The organism is Micromonospora sp. WMMD1274, assembly GCF_049179035.1.
Lineage (GTDB): Bacteria > Actinomycetota > Actinomycetes > Mycobacteriales > Micromonosporaceae > Micromonospora > Micromonospora tulbaghiae.
The window spans coordinates 4,484,163-4,502,399 of sequence record NZ_JBMHMG010000001.1; the positions used below are offsets into that span (position 1 = coordinate 4,484,163).

The window sequence follows — 18,237 nt, forward strand, 5'->3', positions numbered from 1 at the left end:
CCGGTCGGCGCTACCGGGGTCAGCCGGCCGCCCACTGCTGCTCGGGAGCGCCGCTGCACGGCGCCTGCTCCAGCTCGCGCCCCGGCTCGGTGCCCGCGTCGTCGACCTGCGCGCACTTGCCGCTGTGCACGGCGACCAGCAGCGCCGCACCGTTGCCGGCCGACTGGAACCGCCACTGCTGGTTGGCCTGCCCGTTGCAGGACCACTGCTGCACGTCCGCGCCGTCGTCGGTCTTCGCCTCGTTGACGTCCAGGCACTTGCTGCTGGCCGCGTTCACGAGCAGGTAGGTGTCGTCGGTGACCGGCGTGACCACCCACTGCTGCTCCGGCCCGCCGGTGCAGTCGGCGAGCGCGGCCTGCGCACCCTCGGCCTCGTCGCCGGTCACGCCGAGGCAGCGCCCGGACGGCACGCCCCGGATCACCTTCGGCGTCGCCACCGGCGCGGCGGGTGTGCTCGGCGCGGCGCTCGGCGAGGGCGACGACGACGGCGTGGGCTCCGCCGTCGGTTCCGCGCTCGGCTCGCTCGGCTCCGCTGTGGGCACCGCGGCCGCCGGCACCACCGGCCGGTCGCCGCCGCCGCCGAGCACGCCGGTGGCGAAGAAGGCCCCGAGGAGTACGCCCGCCACGCCGACGCCCAGCGCGACCCGCATCAGCGGGTCCTGGGGCAGCCGGACGCCACGGGCGCGGCGCGCGCCGCGGGCGCCGTAGACGGTGCCGGACGGGTCGGAGTGCGGGTCGGCCATGGGGGCATCCTGACCCACCGGGGCCGCCGGGTGCCAGTCGCCCCGGCGGCACGGTGACTCAGTCGACGACCCGGACGTCCTTCCAGAACGCCACCCGGTCGCGGACCATCTCCGCCTCCGGCTTGGGGTCGGGGTAGTACCAGACGGCGTCCGGGCTGGTGGCGCCACCGTGTTCGAGCGTGTAGTAGGAGGCCGTGCCCTTCCACGGGCAGACCGTGTGGGTGTCGGACTCCCGGATCAGGTCGTCGCGCAGCGCGGCACGGGGAAAGTAGTGGTTGCCCTCGACCACCACTGTGTCGTCGCTCTCGGCGACGACGAGGTCGTTCCAGACGGCTTTCGGCATGTCCTCCACGCTATGCCCGTGGTCGCGTGCCGGCCACTGCTCAGCGCGTCGGCTCCTCGTCGGTCACGTCGGCGACCGTCGCGCCGAGCGCGGCCAGCACGGTGTCCGCGTCGACAGCGACGGCCAGGCCGTGCTCGCCCGCGCCGAGCGTGATCTCCCGGCCGCGCAGCCGCTCGTCGGCGACCACCGGCCAGGCGGTGGTGGAGCCGAACGGGGTGATGGTGCCGCGCGCGTACCCGGTGGCGGCCTTCGCCGCCTCGGCGTCGGGCATCGACAGCCGGCTCACCCCGAGCAGGGCGCGCAGCTTCGGCCAGGAGATCACCCGGCCGCCGGGCGTCAGCACGAAGAGCAGGTCGCCCTCGCCGCGGCGGACCACGATCGTCTTGACCACGTCCGGCACCTCGACGCCGCGCGCCGCGGCCGCCTCGGCGAGGCTCGCGACCGGACCGTGGCGGATCACCCGGTACGGCAGGCCGGCGTGGTCGAGAGCGGTCAGCGCGGGATTCGCCATGGCGGTCACGGTAACGCGCGAGTCGACCGCGAGTCGGCGAGGCCACCGTGGACGTCCCACGAATTGTCGTACCCGCGCGTAAGGTGATCTCATGCACGCTGTCCGTGATCATGAACGGGCGGTGGACACGCTGCGGCGCTCCTACGCCGCGGTGCCCGCCGGGGAACCCGTACGGCTGGCCAAACACACCTCGAACCTCTTCCGGCCGCGCTCCGCGCCGCGTGCCCCGGGCCTGGACGTGAGCGGCCTGACCGGGGTGCTCGCCGTCGACCCGGCGGCCCGCACCGCCGACGTGCAGGGCATGTGCACGTACGAGGATCTGGTCGACGCGACGCTGCCGCACGGCCTGATGCCGCTGGTCGTGCCGCAGTTGCGCACCATCACGCTGGGCGGCGCGGTTACCGGGCTGGGCATCGAGTCCACCTCCTTCCGCAACGGCCTGCCGCACGAGTCGGTGCTGGAGATGGACGTGCTCACCGGCGCGGGTGAGATCGTCACGACCCGGCCGCGGGGCGAGCACGCCGACCTGCACCGGGCCTTCCCGAACTCGCTCGGCAGCCTCGGCTACGCCACCCGGCTGCGCATCGAGCTGCAACCGATCCGCCGGTACGTGTCGCTGCGCAACATCCGGTTCACCCGGCTGGAGGAGCTGGTCGACGCGATCGGCGAGGTGGTCGCTAAGGGTGCCTGGGGCGGTGAGCCGGTCGACGCCATGGACGGGGTGGTGTTCAGCCCCGGCGAGGCATACCTCGTGCTCGGCACGTTCACCGACGAGGCCGACGAGCGTCCGTCCGACTACACCGGCCAGGAGATCTACTACCGCTCGCTGCGCCGGCGCACCCGGGACACGCTCACCGCGTACGACTATCTCTGGCGCTGGGACACCGACTGGTTCTGGTGTTCGGCGGCGTTCGGGGTGCAGCACCCGGTGGTGCGGCGGCTGTGGCCGCGGCGCTACCGGCGCAGCGACGTCTACCACCGGATCGTGCGGCTGGAGCACCGGCACCAGGTGGCCGCCCGCGTCGACAGGTGGCGGGGCCGCCCGGCCCGCGAGCGCGTGGTGCAGGACGTGGAGGTCCCGCTCGACCGCACGCCCGAGTTCCTGCGCTGGTTCGCGGCGAACGTGGGCATGACGCCGGTGTGGCTGTGCCCACTGCGGCTGCGGGAGCCGTCCGGTCCCGGGTCGGCGAAGGCGTGGCCGCTATATCCGCTCCGACCGGGCGAAACGTATGTGAACATCGGCTTCTGGGGAAGCGTGCCCATCGCGGCCGGCGCCGCGGACGGCGACGTCAACCGCCAGATCGAGCGCATGGTGTCGGAGGTGGGCGGCCACAAGTCGCTCTACTCCGACGCGTACTACGACCGGGGCGAGTTCGACCGCCTCTACGGCGGGGACACCTGGCGTGCCGTGAAGGACCGCTACGACCCGGACCACCGACTCACCGGACTGTACGAGAAGGCGGTATCCCGAGCATGAGTCTGACCGACCGAACACCGGGGGCGGCGAGCGCCCCGGCCGGCCCGCCGGCGGGCGGGCGGCGTACCGGACCCACAGTCGCGGACGTGGTCCGCGCGGTCACCACCGGCGACCTGCCCGTCCGGGTCACCGGCTACGACGGCAGCGCGGTGGGCCCGGCCGACGCCGGGATCACCCTGGCGATCCGCACCGAGCGGGGCCTGTCCTACCTGCTCACCGCGCCGGGCGACCTGGGCATGGCCCGGGCCTACGTCAGCGGCGACCTGGGGCTGGAGGGCGTGCACCAGGGTGACCCGTACGAGGCGCTGCGGGTGATCAAGGACGAGGTGCCGCTGCGGCTCCCGGCGATGAGCGAGGCGCTCGCGCTGGTCCGTGGGCTGGGCTGGGAACGGCTGCGTCCGCCGCCGCCCCCGCCGCAGGAGGCGGCGCCGCGCTGGCGGCGGCTGATGACCGGCCTGCGTCACTCGCGTACCCGGGACAGCAGCGCGATCTCCCACCACTACGACGTGTCGAACGCCTTCTACGAGAAGGTGCTCGGGCCGTCCATGACGTACACCTGCGCGGTCTTCCGCAGCCCCGGCGACACGCTCGAAGAGGCGCAGCGGAACAAGTACGACCTGGTCGCCGGCAAGCTGGCGCTCAAGCCGGGGATGCGGCTGCTGGACGTCGGCTGCGGCTGGGGCGGCATGGTCCGGCACGCGGCCCGCGAGTACGGCGTCAAGGCGCTCGGTGTGACGCTGTCGAAGGCGCAGGCCGACTGGGCGCGCGCCGCGATCGAGCGGGAGGGGCTGAGCGAGCTGGCCGAGGTGCGCCACCTGGACTACCGGGACGCGCCGCGCGAGCAGTTCGACGCGATCTCCTCGATCGGGCTGACCGAGCACATCGGGGTGCGCAACTACCCGGCCTACTTCGGTGCGCTGCGTTCCCGGCTCAAGCCGGGCGGGCGGCTGCTCAACCACTGCATCACCCGCGCCGACAACCGGGCGCCGCACCGTTCCGGCGCGTTCATCGACAGGTACGTCTTCCCGGACGGCGAGCTGGCCGGGCCGGGCCGGCTGATCAGCGAGATCCACGACGCCGGGTTCGAGGTGCACCACGAGGAGAACCTGCGCCAGCACTACGCGCTGACGCTCGCCGGCTGGTGCCGCAACCTGGTCGAGCACTGGGACTTCTGCGTCGGCGAGGTCGGGCCGGGCACCGCGAAGGTGTGGGGGCTCTACATGGCCGGCTCCCGGCTGGCGTTCGAGCGCAACGGCATCCAGTTGCACCACGTGCTCGCCACGAACAACGGTCCGGACGGGGTGAACGGGTACCCGCTGCGTCCGGACTGGACGCCCTGACCGGTCGTACCGACGAAAGGCCGCGCGGACCGCGCGGCCTTTCGTCGAAGCCATTGACAAAGAAGTTTTGTACGTACAAACTGATTTTGCCATGAGAGACGTCCTGTATCTGGAACAGCGCGAGCAGGCCGAAGTCCTGCTCAAGCCGCAGCGCATCGAGGTGCTGCGGCAACTGGCCGAGCCCCGCACCTGCACCGAGGTCGCGGCCCGGCTGGAGCAGACGCCGCAGCGCGTCTACTACCACGTCAAGCAGCTCGTCGCGGCCGGGCTGGCCGAGCAGGTGGCGCAGCGGCAGGTACGCGGCATCACCGAGGGCATCTACCAGGCCGTCGCCCGGTCGTACTGGCTCTCGCCCCGCCTGGTCGGCCGCATCGGCGGCACCCGTCGGGCCCGCGACGAGCTGAGCCTGGGCTACCTGCTCGACCTCATGGAGGAGGTCCAGGCCGACATCGCCGCGCTGGACCGCACCGCCCCCGAACTGCCGTCCATCGGCGTCTCCGGCGAGATCCGGGTGCCCGCCGAACGGCGGCAGGAGTTCCTGCACGACCTGCAGACGACGCTGCAGGACCTGTTCACGCGCTACGGCGGCGCCGAGGGGGACGCCTTCAAGCTCGCCGTGGCCTGCTACCCGAAAGGCGACAAGCATGACTGAGCCGATGACCATCCGCGCCCGCCTCGCCGCGCCGGTGGCGACCGTCCGCCGGGCCCTGACCGACCCCGCCGAGCTGCGCGTGTGGCTCGCCGAGCACGCCGAGGTCGAGCTTCCCCGGCGGTACGAGTTCTGGGGCCGCTACACGCCCGAGGGCGACGCGCCACACCAGCGGCTGCTGCACGTCGACGACCGGACGCTGCGCTTCGCGTGGACACTCGACGGGGTGGAGACCACCACCGAGTTCGAGCTGGAGCCCGACGGTGACGGCACCATACTCACGCTGCGGCAGAGCCACTTCAGCTTCGAGGAGGCGATGAGCGGCAGCAGCATCCGCGGCGTGCTCCAGACGTACTGGTACCTGGCGCTCGCCAACCTCAACGACCACCTGGACGGCCGGCCGCTGCTGCCGCGTACCGACTTCACCTCCGCCGACCTGCGCGGCGAGCTGCTGATCGACGCGCCGATGGACAAGGTGTGGACGTCGCTCACCGACTCGGAGCAGGCGGGCGCCTGGTTCGGCTACCCGATCGGCATCGAGCCCTGGGAGGGCGGCCGGTACGCGATGGGCGGCTTCGACGCCGGTCAGGCCGCGAAGGTGTTCGACGTGACGCCGGGGCGAGGGCTCTCCATCGACTGGGGACCGACCGGCGTGACCTCCTGGGAGCTGGACGAGTCCGAGGGCCGGACGAAGCTGACGTTCGTGCAGTCCGGCTTCGACGAGGGCAACCCGCCGTACGGCGCCTGGACCGGCATCGTCTCCGGGTTCGCCGAGCTGCGGCGCTTCCACGAGGTGCCGGACTGGAAGCCGATCTGGCTGACCGACGAGGTTCCCGCCTGACCTTCCGGTGACCCGCCCGGGGCCCGCTTAACCCGGGCCCCGGGTGGGTAATGCCGGGCGATGTTCTTCATCTTCGGGCTGCGGACCAAGGTCGCCAGGTCCGGCGTCGTCACCCAGGTCTGCCGCAACTGCGGCAACCAGGCCGCCCAGGTGATCACCCGCCGGGTCACCAGGTTCAGCCTCTTCTTCATCCCGCTGATCCCGCTGCGCACCCGGTACGCGCAGCAGTGCACGTTCTGCGGCGCCCAGTACGACATCTCGCGGGCCGAGGCCGAGCGCCTCCCGGTCGGCTGACCGGTGACCCGCTTCCTCTGCTGGCTGATCGGCCGGCAGCCGGTCACCCCGCCCGCCGTGCCGGTGCACACCGCCGCCCGACCGCCCTGCACCCCCGGACGCCGGCACCGCCGCCGCAGCCGCCGGGTCGCGGGAGCGCAGTCGCCCCGCTCGCCCTGGAACCGCTCCGCCGGCCGCTGAGTCCCCGGGTGCGCACACCTATTCTGGGATCATGGGTGGCGTGGAGGAGCGGCTGGCGCAGATCCGGGGTGGTGGGCCGCCCCGGCGGCACAACGCCCGCACCATCGCCGCGCTGACCGGCAACCCCGGCTGCACCCGGCGGGCCGTGCTGGACAGCGCGGGCGCGGACAAGCCGGCGCTCGCCGGGCAGCTCGGCTTCCCGGCCCGGTTCGGCCAGTCCCGCTTCGCGATCACCCGCGGCAACGCCTTCGAGGCCCAGGTCAAGGCCGACGGCGGGGCGGAACTGCTGCGCCTGGTCGCGGAGCGGCTCGGCGTACCGGTTCCGACTGATGCCACCTGGACCGACCTCGGTGCCGACGAGGACCGGCCGGAACGGTCGCGGGCGGCGCTCACCGCGGGCGGCGACGGTCCGGCGCTGTTCGACCATCCGCTGCTCGGCCTGGACGTGGCTGGTACCCGGGTGCACCTGGAACCGGACCTGGTCGCCGCCCGGCTGGCCGGACGGTTCCACGTCGTGGAGATCAAGTCGTTCCCGGTGATCGACGGGCAGGCCGACCCGGGCAAGGTGGCCGCCGCCGCGATCCAGTCCGCCGTCTACGTGCTGGCGCTGCGCGAGCTGCTCGCCGCCGGGGGACGCGACCCGGAGCTGGTGTCGCACGAGGTGGTGCTGGTCTGCCCGCGCGACTTCGCCAACCAGCCGGTGGCCAGCCTGCTCGACGTGCGCCGGCAACTGCTGGTGCTGCGCCGCCAGCTGGCCCGGATGGCCCGGGTCGAGGAGTTGCTAGCCGCCGTGCCGGCCGGGTTCACAGTCGACCCGGCGGCCGATCCGGCCACGCTCGCCGCCGCGCTGCACCAGGTGCCCGCGCGCTACGCGCCCGACTGCCTGGCCGCCTGCGAGCTGGCGTACTTCTGCCGGCACGAGGCGCGCGGCCGGACCGGCGCGCTGGGCCGGCCGGTCCGCGAGGCGCTGGGTGGCGTCGAGGACGTCGCCGACGTGCTGGCCCTCGCCGAGGGCGTGGCCGCGCCCGAGCCGGAGCAGGCGGAGGCCGCCGCGCTGCTGCGGGCCGCCGCGCGCCTGCGCGCCGACGCCCTCGCCGGGCACCCCGCGTGAGTACGCTTCGCGCGCTCGCCCGGGCGCAGGCGGTCGCCACCGGGCGGGCCCAGCCGGTGGCCACCGTCCGCCACCTGCACCTGTCGGAGCGGCCGCTGGTGCTGGTGCCGCTCGCGCTGGCCGGTGAGGCGAACGCCCCGCTGGCCGCGATGGTGGGCGCCGCGCCCGACGAGGCTCGGCTGCTGGTGGTGCCGCAGCCACGCAACCGGGACCAGCGGTTCGCGTTCGCCGCCGAGCTGGCCGGGATCGTGCTGCCGTACCTGGACGAGTTCCGTGACCTGACCGAGGCGGTGCCGGTGGACCGGGGTCGCGACGTCCGCCACCGGTACGTGGACGCGCCGCAACTGCTGGTGCCGAACCCGGCCGGGATCACGTTCCTGCGGTTGTTCGGCCGTTCCACCCGGTTCCGCCGGACCGACGGCGACTATCCGGTGCACCCGTCGGTGCCGCTGCTCGGCCGGTGGCTGACGTTCTTCGCCGAGCGCGCCGAGCAACCCGGCTCGTCGGCGCTGCTGGCGCTGACCGACGCGCTGACGCTGCACTGGGCGACCGGGCACAGCGTGGTCGAGGATCTGCACCTGCCGGCGGTGCTGGGCTGGCTGGACCCGCCGGCCGGGCTGACCGGCGCCGAGGCGGCGGCCCGCGCCGAGGATCCGGCGCACTGTCCGCCGGCCGGGCCGGCCACCGACCCGGACTTCGACAACCGCCGGCTCGCCCCGGCGATCGAGGCGTACACCCGGGCCGAGGACGACCCGGTGGCCCGCGCGGCCGCGTACGACGAGCTTGCCGGCCTGTTGCGTGACCAGCTCGCGCCGACCTGGGAGCTGATGTGGCGCGGCGTCGGGCTGCTGCGGACGCTGCCGGCCGGCACGCGGGTGGCCGGCCGGTGGGCCGGTGACCGGGACGCGTTCACCGCGCACGCCGAGCACGTCGACGCCGGGGGCGGCCCGCAGCCGCGCCGCGACGGCGCGGTGGCGGCAGCGCTGCGGTTGCAGCGGCTGGAACGGGCGTCGACGGCGTGGGCGGTGCAGCGCGCCTACGACGATCCGCTGGTGATGGCCGAGCACCGGCTGTCCGGGGAGGCGTTCGTCGGCGAGGTGACGCTCGCCGACCCGGCGCGGGTGGACGACTCCGGCAAGCGGCCGGTGCTGCGCCCCCGCATCCAGGTGGTCACCACCGAGCCGGTGCCGATGCCGGTGGGCGCGACGCTGTACTCCCCGGCCCGTCCGGGCCAGAAGGCGAAGGTCGTGTTCGTGACGCCCGGCGGCGACGGCAAGACCGAGGTGGTGCTGGAACTGTCCGGCGGGATGGGCCGGGGGTTGACCGCGCCGCCCGGCAGCGTCCCCGAGGTGGGCGAGCGGATCTGCCTGACCGGCCTCTCCGACGGCTTCCTGCCGGGTGGCGCGTTCCCCGCGCCGGAGGAGACCCCGTGGACGCACGGCGGGCCGCCCGGCACGGCCGTCGCGCCGCAGGATCCGGCCCCGGCGGAGGACTGGTCCTGACCGGCGCGGCTCAGCCCAGGGCGGCGAGGGCCCTCCGCGTCTCGGCCGCCGTCGGCCGGTCCGGGTCCGCCGCCAGCAGCGCCTCCAGGCTCCGGCGGTACGCGACGTCGTGTGCCCGGTCGGCCGGGGTCTCCACGTCCGGGGCGACGCCGCAGCCCTCCCAGTTCGTGCCGCTCGCCGCGTGCACGGGGCGGGCCACCGGCACCGTCAGTTCCAGGTGCGGGTGCAGCCGGTGCCCGATCCGGGGGTGCGCGCCGCCCCGGGTCGGCTCGCCGACCACGGTGGCCCGGCCGAACTGCTGAAGGTCGTACGCCAGCTCCTCGCCACCGGAGAACGTCGCCGGACCGGTGAGCACGTGGACCGGCTTGTCCGGCGCGTACCGGGGGACCGGCAGCCAGGCGGCGCTGAAGAACTGGCGGGTGGCGCCGGAGCGTTCGTGCATGGTGTGCAGGTGCGTCGGCTCGGCGAAGAACCAGCCGCAGATCAGCGCCACCCCGTCCGGGCTGCCGCCCTCGGTGCCGCGCAGGTCGAGCAGGAGCGCGTCGGTGCCGGCGAGCAGCCGCAGCGCGGTGGTCAGCGCGTCGCCGGCCAGGTCGGGCGGGAACACGTACGGCTTGATCTCCAGCAGCCCGACGTTGCCGGGCAGCCGTTGCACCCGGGTCACGCCGCCCATGCCGAGCGCGGCGAGGCGCGCGAAGTGCTCCCCGGTCGGGTCGTCGGCCTTGTCGGACAGCGGCTGCTCGTGGTGCTTGAGCCGCAGGTGCAGGTCGCCGTTGACCGACTGGAGGTCGGCGGTGACGAGCGCGCCGAGCGCGGCGGGATCGCCCGCGCCGGCGTACGCCCCGGCGCGCAGCCGCTCGCGCAGGTGGCCGGCGAGCCGGTCGGCGACGTCGGGAAGGACGTACTCGTCGGCGACCAGGCCGGCGGCCCGTTCGACGACGGTGGTGACGTCTTCTGGATCCATCGGTTCCCCGTTCTCGTGGTGGGTGAGAAGTAGAGCAGCCGGTTGACAAAAGCGTCAAGAGAAATAGACGCTTTGGCGGTGACCGACGATCCGCTGGAGATCCGCGAGCCGGCCCAGTTCAAGGCGCTGGCCCACCCGTTCCGGCACCGGCTGCTGTTCGCGCTCGGGGCCGGACCCGCCACGCTCAGCCAGCTCGCCGGCCGCCTCGGCGCGGCGAAGGGCACGGTGGCCCACCATCTCGGGGTGCTGACCGAGGCGGGCATGGTCCGCCCGGCGCACAGCCGCCAGGTCCGGGGCGGCACCGAGCGCTACCACGAACGCACGTTCCGCCGCCTCGTCGGCACCGACACCGACGCGGGCGCCACCGCGGCCCTGCTGGGCGCGTACGCCGAGGAACTCGCCGGCGACCCCGACCCGCTCGTGCACCTGCGGCACCTGCGGCTCACCCCGGCCCAGGCCGAACGCCTGCGGTCCACGCTGGACGAACTGGTGGGCGAAGCCGAGGAGGCGCCGCCGGGACAGGCGCGCTACGGCGTTCTGGTCTCCCTCTACCGGCACCCGCCTGCGGTCCGCTGACCGACAGTCGCCGACTCTGGCGGCCGTCCCCGGCGCTGACTAGGCTTGCGCCGTCCGTCGTCCGGTCCTCGTCGTCGAGGGTGCACGTCTGGAAGAGAGCCGGAGCGCATCGTTGTATCCCAGCACGACGTGAGCCTCGCCGCCGCGGCACCGGCCCGTCATCCGCTCGTCGGCCGTGTCGGACTCGTCGCGGCCGCTGTCGTCGTACTCGGCGAGATGGCCTGGCTTGCCGCCCGGCTGCCCGGCGCGGCACTGGTGAGCGACCTCGGCGCGATGGCGGTGTCGAGCTGGGCGGCGGTGCTCTGCGCCGGCGCGGCGCGACGACAGCCGGCCGTGCTGCGCCGGTTCTGGGAACTGCTCGCCGCCACCATGGCCCTCGCCGCGCTCGGCCGTGCGGTGTGGACCGTGGAACGGCTCGGCGGTCTCGGCCTGCCCCACACGCCGCTGGTGGCGGGACTGTTCGCCGCCGGCATCGTCACCGGCACCGCCGCGCTGCTCTGCTCCCGCACCGGTCCGCGCAGCGTGATCGGCCGGGCCCGCACCCTGCTCGACGGGGTGATCGTCGGGCTGGCCCTCATCCCGATCGGCTGGGTGGTGGTGTTCCACCGGATCACCGATGCCGAGCTGGCCGACCCCATGCGGACGTTCGGGCTGCTCTACCCGATGTTCGACCTGATGCAGCTCACCATCCTGGTGGCGGTCGCCGGTCCGGGCCGGCCGATGTGGCGGGCGCTCACCGTGATCGGTGCGGGCCTGGCGATCCGGTCCGGTGCGGACGCCGTCTACGTCTCGCTGGTCGCGCGCGGCGACTACACGCCGGGTCACCCGGTCGACGTCTGCTGGCCGCTGAGCTACCTGCTGGTCGGCCTGGCCACCCGCTACCCGCCGCCGAACGACGGGGACGGCGAGGACGACCTGGTCGACTCGCCGCTGCCGCCGTGGTGGCGGGTCGCGCTGCCGTACCTGCCGGTGGGCGGTGCGATCGTCGCGGTCCTGCTGTCCCGGCAGCCCAGCGGGCAGACCCCGCAGGTGGTCTTCGTCGGCATGATGGGCCTGCTCGGAGTGCTGGCGCTGCGCCAGGGGCTGGCCGCGAACGAGAACCTGCGGCTGGTCGGCCGGCTGCGCCGGCTCGCGTACTCCGATCAGCTCACCGGCCTGCCCAACCGGCTGACGTTCGTACGGCGGCTGCGGCGGGCGCTGCGCAGTGGCGGGCCGGTCGCCGTGGTGCTGCTCGACCTGGACGGCTTCAAGCAGGTGAACGACAGGTTCGGGCACGCCGCCGGGGACCGGCTGCTGACCGCCACCGCGGAGCGCATGCGGAACGCGGTCGGCCCGGACGGGATGATCGCCCGGCTCGGCGGCGATGAGTTCGCGGTGCTCGTGGCCGGGGAACGCCAGGTGTCGCCCGAAGGGCTCGCGGTCCGGCTGCTCGCCGCCCTGGAACCGCTGCCCGGCGAGGAGGATCTCGGCGTCCACCCGTCGGCGAGCATCGGCATCGCCGAGTACGGGCCGCAGCACACCTCGCACACCGACCTGCTCCGCGACGCCGACATCGCCATGTACGCGGCGAAGGCGGCCGGCAAGGCCGCGTACCGCACGTGCACGCCGGAGCTGCGCGAGTCGGCGGTCAGCCGGGCCGAGCTGATCGCCGACCTGCGGCGCGCGGTGGACGAGGGTCAGTTGCTGATGGAGTTCCAGCCCATCGTCGACCTGGACACCGGCACGGTGCGCAGCGCCGAGGCGCTGGTGCGCTGGCGACATCCCCGGCTGGGCGTGCTGACCCCGGCGCGGTTCCTGCCGCTGGCCGAGGAGACCGGGCTGATCGTGGCGATCGACAGGTGGGTCATCCACGAGGCGTGCCGGGCCGCGGCCACCTGGCGCGAGCACGCGCCGGACGTGACAGTCGCGGTGAACATCGCCGCCGCCCACCTGTGCCGGCCGGACCTGATCGCCACCGTCACCGGCGCGGTGGGCGCGGCCGGTCTGCCGCCCCGCGCGCTCACCCTGGAACTGACCGAGTCGGCGCTGATCGAGGGCAGCGAGTCGGTGCTCGACCGGTTGTCCCAGCTGCGCGACCTCGGCATCCGCATCGCCATCGACGACTTCGGCACCGGGTACTCGTCGCTGAGCTACCTGCACCGCATCCCGGCCACCGAGCTGAAGATCGACAGGTCGTTCGTGTCCCGGCTGGACGCCGGCGACGCCCGCGCGTACGCCACGGTCGAGATGGTGAACCGGCTGGCCGGCGCGTTCGACCTGGCCGTGGTCGCCGAGGGCGTGGAGACGGTCGCGCAGCACGCGGCGGTCACCGCGATCGGCTGCCGGCAGGGCCAGGGCTGGCGGTACGGCCGTCCGGCCGCCCTGCCGGACCTGCTCCCCGCGTTGTCCGCCGCGGGCACCGGGCGCTGACCGGCCCGGGTCCACGGGGGCCGAAGGTCCCGGACCAGACAGGGGATTCGACCCTGCTCACCGGCGGTCCGCCGCGGCCATGATGGTTCTCGTCAACAAGACGAACACACCCTCCACACGGGAGCTCGATATGAAGCGACGGACGCTCGACCTGCTGTTCAGCATCGGTGGGCTGGGCCTGGCGGTCCTGCTGCTCGTCGTCGGCGTCGTCCTGACGACGAACGCCAACTTCGCCAACGACTACGTACGCGACCAGCTCGGCGCGCAGCACATCACCTTCACCCCGGCGGACAAGCTCTCCGACGAGGAGAAGAAGTCGGACTGCCTGCGCGAGTACGCCGGCCAGAAGATGACCACCGGCAAGCAGGCCGAGTGCTACGCCAACGAGTACATCGGCCTGCACCTGAAGAACATGGCCGGTGGCAAGACCTACGCCGACCTGGGCGAGCCGCAGACCGCGCTGCGTGAGCAGGTGGCCCAGGCCGAGCAGAGCAACGCCGCGAACCTGGCCGACCTGCAGAAGCAGCTCGCCGAGGTGACCGCCCAGCGGGAGACCGTGTTCAAGGGCGAGACGCTGCGCGGCCTGCTGCTCACCTCGTACGGCTTCAGCGAGTTCGGCCGTAAGGCCGAGCAGGGCGCCCTGGCCCTCTACCTCGGCGCGGGCCTGCTCCTGCTGCTCTCGGCCGCCGGCCTGGTGCACGCCTTCCGCACCCCGCCGAACGCGACCTTCGCCGCCCCGGAGAAGGAGAAGGTCACCAACTGACCGCACCGACGACGCCCCCGGCCGATCCTGGTCGGGGGCGTCGTCGTGTCCGGCTTGACCCTCACGCAGCGGCAGGCGGGAGTCTTGGTCGCGGAAGGGAGGGAACCATGGCGTACACGGTGGGTCAGGTGGCGCGGGCGGCCCGGGTGACGGTCCGGACGCTGCACCACTACGACGAGATCGGGCTGCTGCGGCCCAGCGGGCGCACGCCGGCGGGCTACCGCCGCTACGACGAGGCCGACCTGGACCGGTTGCAGCTCATCCGGTACTACCGCGAGCTGGGGTTCCCGCTGGAGGAGATCGCCGAGATCCTGGACGACCCGGACGCCGACCCGGTGGCGCACCTGCGCCGGCAGCACGAGTTGCTGTCCGGGCGGATCGGGAAGCTCCAGGAGATGGTCGCGGCGATCGAACACGCGATGGAGGCGAGGACGTTGGGGATCCAGTTGACGCCGGAGGAGCGGTTCGAGGTGTTCGGGGACTTCGACCCGGACGAGCACGCCGAGGAGGCCGAGCAGCGCTGGGGTGACACCGAGGCGTACCGGCAGTCGCAGGAGCGCGCGGGTCGCTACTCGAAGGAGGACTGGCTGCGCAACAAGGCGGAGAACGAGGACTGGGGGCGGCGGTTCGCCGCGCTCATGGACTCGGGCGCGCCGGCCGACGGTCCGGAGGCGATGGCGCTGGCCGAGGAGCACCGGCAGCTCATCACCAAGTGGTGGTACGACTGCTCGTACGAGATCCACACCGGCCTGGCGGACATGTACGTGGCGGACCCGCGGTTCACCGCGTACTTCGAGACGCTGCGGCCCGGGATGGCCGCGTACCTGAACGAGGCCATCCACGCCAACGCGATCACCCGCGCCTGACCCGGGGCCGGTGGCAGGATGGCCGGCATGCTCATCGTCGCCGGCACCCTCTACGTCGATCCGGCCCGGCGGGACGCCTACCTGGCGTCCTGCGAGGCCGCCGTCCGCGCGGCCCGCGCCGCGCCCGGCTGTGTGGACTTCGCGGTCAGCGCGGACCTGGTCGAGCCGGGCCGGATCAACGTGTACGAGCGGTGGGAGTCGGACGAGCAGCTGCTGACGTTCCGGGGCTCCGGCCCGGAGGCCGAGCAGGTGACGGAGATCCTCGGCGCCGAGGTGCACAAGTTCCGCATCTCCGGCGTCGAGGCTCCCTGACCGTCGCTAGATGAAGACGTCGAGCAGCAGGACGCCGAGGAAACCGACCACCGAGATGATGGTCTCCATCACCGACCAGCTCTTGATGGTCTGCCCGACGGTCAACCCGAAGTATTCCTTCACCAGCCAGAAGCCGGCGTCGTTGACGTGCGAGAAGAACAGCGACCCGCAGCCGATGGCCAGCGCCAGCAGCGCCACCTCGGGGCCGGCGAGCGTGGCGGCCAGCGGCGCGACGATGCCGGCGGCGGTGATCGTGGCGACGGTGGCCGAGCCGGTGGCGACCCGGATGCCGACCGCGACCAGCCAGCCGAGCAGCAGCGGGGAGAGGTTCGCGCCCTCGGCGGCGTCCGCGACCAGGTTGCCCACGCCGGCGTCGACCAGGACCTGCTTGAAACCGCCGCCGGCCGCGACGATCAGCAGGATGCCGGCGATCGGCGGCAGCGAGCCGCCGAGGAAGCCGGAGACCTGGGTACGGCTGAAGCCGGACCGGTAGCCCAGGAAGATCATGGCGAAGATGACGCCGGCGAGCAGGGCGATGATCGGGGTGCCGACGATGTCCAGCGCCTTGCGGCCGGCGGTGCCCTCGCCGAGCGTCAGCTCGCCGATGGCCCGCAGCAGCATCAGCACCACCGGCAGCAGCACCGTGACCACAGCCGCCCAGAGCGCCGGGGACCGGCGGGAGCGCCGCCCGGCCGGCTCGTCGATCGCGCCGCCGGGCCGTCCGGTGCCCGGGTTGACCAGGTCGTCCTCGGTGACCAGGTCGCCGTCGGCGTCGAGCCGGCCGTCGCCGGGCCGGGTCGGGCTGCGGTCGTCGGCGGCGTCGCGCCGGGTCGGCAGCAGCGCGGCCGGGGCGGTGGCCGGCACGTACCGGGCGATGAAGTTGCCGAAGACCGGACCGGCGATGATCACCGTGGGGATCGCCACCAGCAGGCCCAGCGCCAGCGTCTGACCCAGGTTGGCGCCGAGCGCGTCGATCGCCACCAGCGGCCCGGGGTGCGGCGGCACCAGGCCGTGCAGCACCGACAGGCCGGCGAGCGCGGGAATGCCGATCTTGATCAGCGGGACATTGACCCGCAGCGAGACGAGCAGCACGATCGGCACCAGCAGCACCACGCCGACCTCGAAGAACAGCGGGAGGCCGATGAGCGCGGCCACACCGGCCATCGCCCACGGCAGCGCGGTGCCGGAGACCCGGCCGACCACCCGTTCGACGATGCCGTCCGCCCCGCCGGACTCGGCCAGCAGACCGCCGATCATCGCGCCGAGCGCGATCAGCAGGCCCACGCCACCCACTGTGGAGCCGACGCCGCCGCTGAACGAGGTGACGATCTTGTCGACGGGTACGGCGGCGACCACGCCGAGCACCGCGGCACCCAGGATCAGCGCCAGGAAGGGGTGCACCTTGCCCCAGGCGATGAGCACCACCACGGCGGCGATGCCGAGCAGGGCGGCGGCGACGAGCTGGGCGTCACCGGCGTTCGTGAGCGGTTCCGCCGGTGCGGCGAGCAGTGTGACCACGGCAATCACGACCTTCGGTAGTCGTCCGTGCCTCCGGTACGGGCGATCACTGGGGAGGAGCGGTGGGTGGTGGCTCCGGCGGAAGGCTCGGTGCCAGCCGCCGCAGCGACGCGAACGTCGGCACGAGCGCGTCGTACAGCTCGGAGAACAGCGGCAGCAGGGCCGCGTACGTGGCGGCGGAGGCGGGGTCCGGGCGGACCGTCTCCTCGATCCGGACCAGGTCGGCGGCGACCTCGATCGACTCGATGAGGCCGAGTGCCTGCATGCCGAGCAGGGCCGCGCCGAAGCTGGAACCCTCGTGCCCGGCCGGGAAGCGCACCGGCATGCCGAGCGCGTCGGCGAGGATCTGCCGCCACAGCGGGCTGCGGGCGAAGCCGCCGCTGGCGCGGATCTCGCGTACCTCGTTGCCGGCCGCCCGGACCGAGGCGAGGACCAGGGCGAGCTGCTGGCAGACCCCCTCCAGCGCGGCCCGGACCAGGTGCGCCCGGCCGTGCCCGTGGGTCAGCCCCACGTACGCGCCGCGGGGCAGCGCGCTCCAGTGCGGCGCCCGCTCGCTGAGCAGGTACGGCAGCATGATCAGCCCGCCGGAGCCGACCGGCGCCGTGGCGGCCAGGTCTAGCAGCTCCTCCTCGGCGTGCTCGCCCAGCTCGGGGGCGAGCGCGTCGCCTGCCCACTGGAGCACGATCCCGCCGTTGTTGATCGCGCCGCCGACCACCCAGCGGTCCTCGGTGAGCGCGTAGCAGAACACGCCGCCGAGCGGGTCCACGCCGGGGCGTTCCACCATCACCCGCATCGCGCCGCTGGTGCCGATCGAGCAGGCCACCACGCCGGGGCGTACCGCGCCGAGCCCGAGGTTCGCCAGCGGCCCGTCGCCGGCGCCGACCACGAGCGGGGTGTCCGCCGGCAGCCCGGTGGCACGCGCCGCCTCGGCGGTGAGCCCGGGCAGCACGTGGGTGGTGGGTACGAGCTGGGGAAGCTGCTCCTCGGTGATGCCGGCGATGCGGAGCGCCTCGGTGTCCCAGGCCAGCTTGTGGATGTCCATCAGGCCGGTGGCGGAGGCGACCGAGTGGTCGGTGACGAGCGCGTCGGCGAGCCGCCGCAGCACCAGATCCTTGATGCCGGCCCAGTGCGCGACCCGCTCGTGCAGTTTCGGTTGCTGCTCGGCGAACCAGACCAGCTTGGGCAGCGGTGCCATCGGGTGCACCGGGGTGCCGGTGCGCCGGTGCAGGGCGAGCCCGGACGGCGCGGCGCGCAGGCGTTCGGCCTGCGCGCTGGCCCGCGAGTCGGCCCAGGTGATCGACGGGGTGAGTGGGGTGCCGTCGGCGTCCAGCCCGATCAGGCTGTGCATGGCGGTGCTGAACGACAGGCCGGCGATCGGACGGCCCAGCTCGTCGGCCACCGCACGGATCCCGCCGAGGACGGCCTGGTAGATCACGTCCGGGTCCTGCTCGGCCCAGCCCGGGTTCGGCTCCTCCAGCGGGTAGCCGATCGAGTGGCTGGCCAGTTGCCGGCCGGTGGTGTCGAACGCGACGGCCTTGGAACTGGTGGTGCCGATGTCCACACCCACCACCACGGCCGGGTCGCCCACCGGTGCACCTCCTCGCCGCCCGGGGTCGCGGTCCGCCCCGCCGTTGCGGCTGACGTTACCGACGTGTCCACGCGTCCGCATGACGAAGCGGGACCGCCGGGAGCCGGTGGCACGGAACGTGAATCGACGCGGGAGTTTCCGCCGATTGTGTCGGTCAATCAGCCGATCGGTCTAATTGGTGACTTTCGCGTGTCTTCGTACCCCTGCCGCACCGTTGACATGAATGACACCCCGATTGGTGGGCTCGCGCG

19 protein-coding genes are annotated in these 18,237 nt (G+C 73.6%); 13 read left to right on the forward strand and 6 right to left on the reverse strand.

Translation table 11 applies throughout. From position 1 onward, the window contains the following. Positions 1 to 19: 19 nt before the first annotated feature. From ACN27D_RS21340 to ACN27D_RS21350, 3 genes are read right to left on the reverse strand one after another with little or no spacing between them, the layout of a single operon-like run. A complete protein-coding gene (locus ACN27D_RS21340) occupies positions 20 to 742 on the reverse strand; it encodes an RICIN domain-containing protein (RefSeq protein ID WP_120571487.1) in 723 nt (240 codons plus the stop codon). Positions 743 to 800: 58 nt separating this feature from the next. Continuing rightward, a complete protein-coding gene (locus ACN27D_RS21345) occupies positions 801 to 1,085 on the reverse strand; it encodes a DUF427 domain-containing protein (RefSeq protein ID WP_121683445.1) in 285 nt (94 codons plus the stop codon). Between the two features lie 40 nt (positions 1,086 to 1,125). Continuing rightward, the gene (locus ACN27D_RS21350) at positions 1,126 to 1,596 is read right to left on the reverse strand and encodes an aminoacyl-tRNA deacylase (protein ID WP_120571486.1); all 471 of its coding nucleotides are present in this window, start codon (positions 1,594 to 1,596) and stop codon (positions 1,126 to 1,128) included. A gap of 91 nt (positions 1,597 to 1,687) precedes the next feature. Here ACN27D_RS21350 and ACN27D_RS21355 point away from each other — a divergent pair, with 91 nt between their 5' ends. From ACN27D_RS21355 to ACN27D_RS21390, 8 genes are all read left to right on the forward strand, one after another. After that, positions 1,688 to 3,073, forward strand: coding sequence for an FAD-binding oxidoreductase (locus ACN27D_RS21355; protein WP_120571485.1), 1,386 nt, complete (start codon positions 1,688 to 1,690; stop codon positions 3,071 to 3,073). Then, positions 3,070 to 4,413, forward strand: coding sequence for a class I SAM-dependent methyltransferase (locus ACN27D_RS21360; protein WP_421499822.1), 1,344 nt, complete (start codon positions 3,070 to 3,072; stop codon positions 4,411 to 4,413). The genes ACN27D_RS21355 and ACN27D_RS21360 overlap by 4 nt, the downstream gene beginning before the upstream one ends. A gap of 91 nt (positions 4,414 to 4,504) precedes the next feature. Then, complete coding sequence (locus ACN27D_RS21365) at positions 4,505 to 5,065, forward strand: winged helix-turn-helix domain-containing protein (protein WP_091418858.1); 561 nt, start codon at positions 4,505 to 4,507, stop codon at positions 5,063 to 5,065. Next, entirely contained in the window at positions 5,058 to 5,903 is an 846-nt protein-coding gene (locus ACN27D_RS21370) for an SRPBCC domain-containing protein (protein ID WP_421499823.1), read from the forward strand. Before ACN27D_RS21365 ends, ACN27D_RS21370 begins: the two co-directional genes overlap by 8 nt. 60 nt (positions 5,904 to 5,963) lie before the next feature. Next, on the forward strand, positions 5,964 to 6,197 hold the full coding sequence (locus ACN27D_RS21375; protein ID WP_421499824.1) for a zinc-ribbon domain-containing protein: 234 nt from the start codon (positions 5,964 to 5,966) through the stop codon (positions 6,195 to 6,197). 3 nt (positions 6,198 to 6,200) lie between these two features. Then, positions 6,201 to 6,377, forward strand: a complete 177-nt coding sequence (locus ACN27D_RS21380; protein WP_158614778.1) for a hypothetical protein — start codon at positions 6,201 to 6,203, stop codon at positions 6,375 to 6,377. 31 nt (positions 6,378 to 6,408) lie between these two features. After that, on the forward strand, positions 6,409 to 7,488 hold the full coding sequence (locus tag ACN27D_RS21385; RefSeq protein WP_421499825.1) for a hypothetical protein: 1,080 nt from the start codon (positions 6,409 to 6,411) through the stop codon (positions 7,486 to 7,488). Beyond that, positions 7,485 to 8,990: a hypothetical protein gene (locus ACN27D_RS21390; RefSeq protein ID WP_421499826.1), complete on the forward strand. Its 1,506-nt coding sequence runs from the start codon at positions 7,485 to 7,487 to the stop codon at positions 8,988 to 8,990. The genes ACN27D_RS21385 and ACN27D_RS21390 overlap by 4 nt, the downstream gene beginning before the upstream one ends. 10 nt (positions 8,991 to 9,000) lie before the next feature. On the opposite strand, the gene ACN27D_RS21395 is transcribed toward ACN27D_RS21390, so the two are convergent. Next, positions 9,001 to 9,954, reverse strand: coding sequence for a S41 family peptidase (locus ACN27D_RS21395; protein WP_421499827.1), 954 nt, complete (start codon positions 9,952 to 9,954; stop codon positions 9,001 to 9,003). A 78-nt stretch (positions 9,955 to 10,032) separates the two neighbouring features. On the opposite strand from ACN27D_RS21395, the gene ACN27D_RS21400 reads away from it, so the two are divergent. The 5 genes from ACN27D_RS21400 (at position 10,033) to ACN27D_RS21420 (ending at position 14,880) form a co-directional block, all read left to right on the forward strand. Further along, positions 10,033 to 10,530: an ArsR/SmtB family transcription factor gene (locus ACN27D_RS21400; protein WP_120571478.1), complete on the forward strand. Its 498-nt coding sequence runs from the start codon at positions 10,033 to 10,035 to the stop codon at positions 10,528 to 10,530. Between the two features lie 129 nt (positions 10,531 to 10,659). Next, positions 10,660 to 12,939: a putative bifunctional diguanylate cyclase/phosphodiesterase gene (locus tag ACN27D_RS21405; protein ID WP_233585456.1), complete on the forward strand. Its 2,280-nt coding sequence runs from the start codon at positions 10,660 to 10,662 to the stop codon at positions 12,937 to 12,939. Between the two features lie 130 nt (positions 12,940 to 13,069). After that, a complete protein-coding gene (locus tag ACN27D_RS21410) occupies positions 13,070 to 13,702 on the forward strand; it encodes a hypothetical protein (protein WP_120571477.1) in 633 nt (210 codons plus the stop codon). A gap of 107 nt (positions 13,703 to 13,809) precedes the next feature. Further along, entirely contained in the window at positions 13,810 to 14,568 is a 759-nt protein-coding gene (locus ACN27D_RS21415) for a MerR family transcriptional regulator (protein WP_120571476.1), read from the forward strand. A gap of 27 nt (positions 14,569 to 14,595) precedes the next feature. Next, a complete protein-coding gene (locus ACN27D_RS21420) occupies positions 14,596 to 14,880 on the forward strand; it encodes a putative quinol monooxygenase (RefSeq protein ID WP_421499828.1) in 285 nt (94 codons plus the stop codon). Positions 14,881 to 14,886: 6 nt separating this feature from the next. Here ACN27D_RS21420 and ACN27D_RS21425 read toward each other — a convergent pair whose 3' ends face one another. Further along, entirely contained in the window at positions 14,887 to 16,398 is a 1,512-nt protein-coding gene (locus tag ACN27D_RS21425) for an SLC13 family permease (protein WP_120571475.1), read from the reverse strand. A 46-nt stretch (positions 16,399 to 16,444) separates the two neighbouring features. After that, on the reverse strand, positions 16,445 to 17,986 hold the full coding sequence (locus ACN27D_RS21430; RefSeq protein ID WP_120571474.1) for a gluconokinase: 1,542 nt from the start codon (positions 17,984 to 17,986) through the stop codon (positions 16,445 to 16,447). Positions 17,987 to 18,237: the final 251 nt, after the last annotated feature.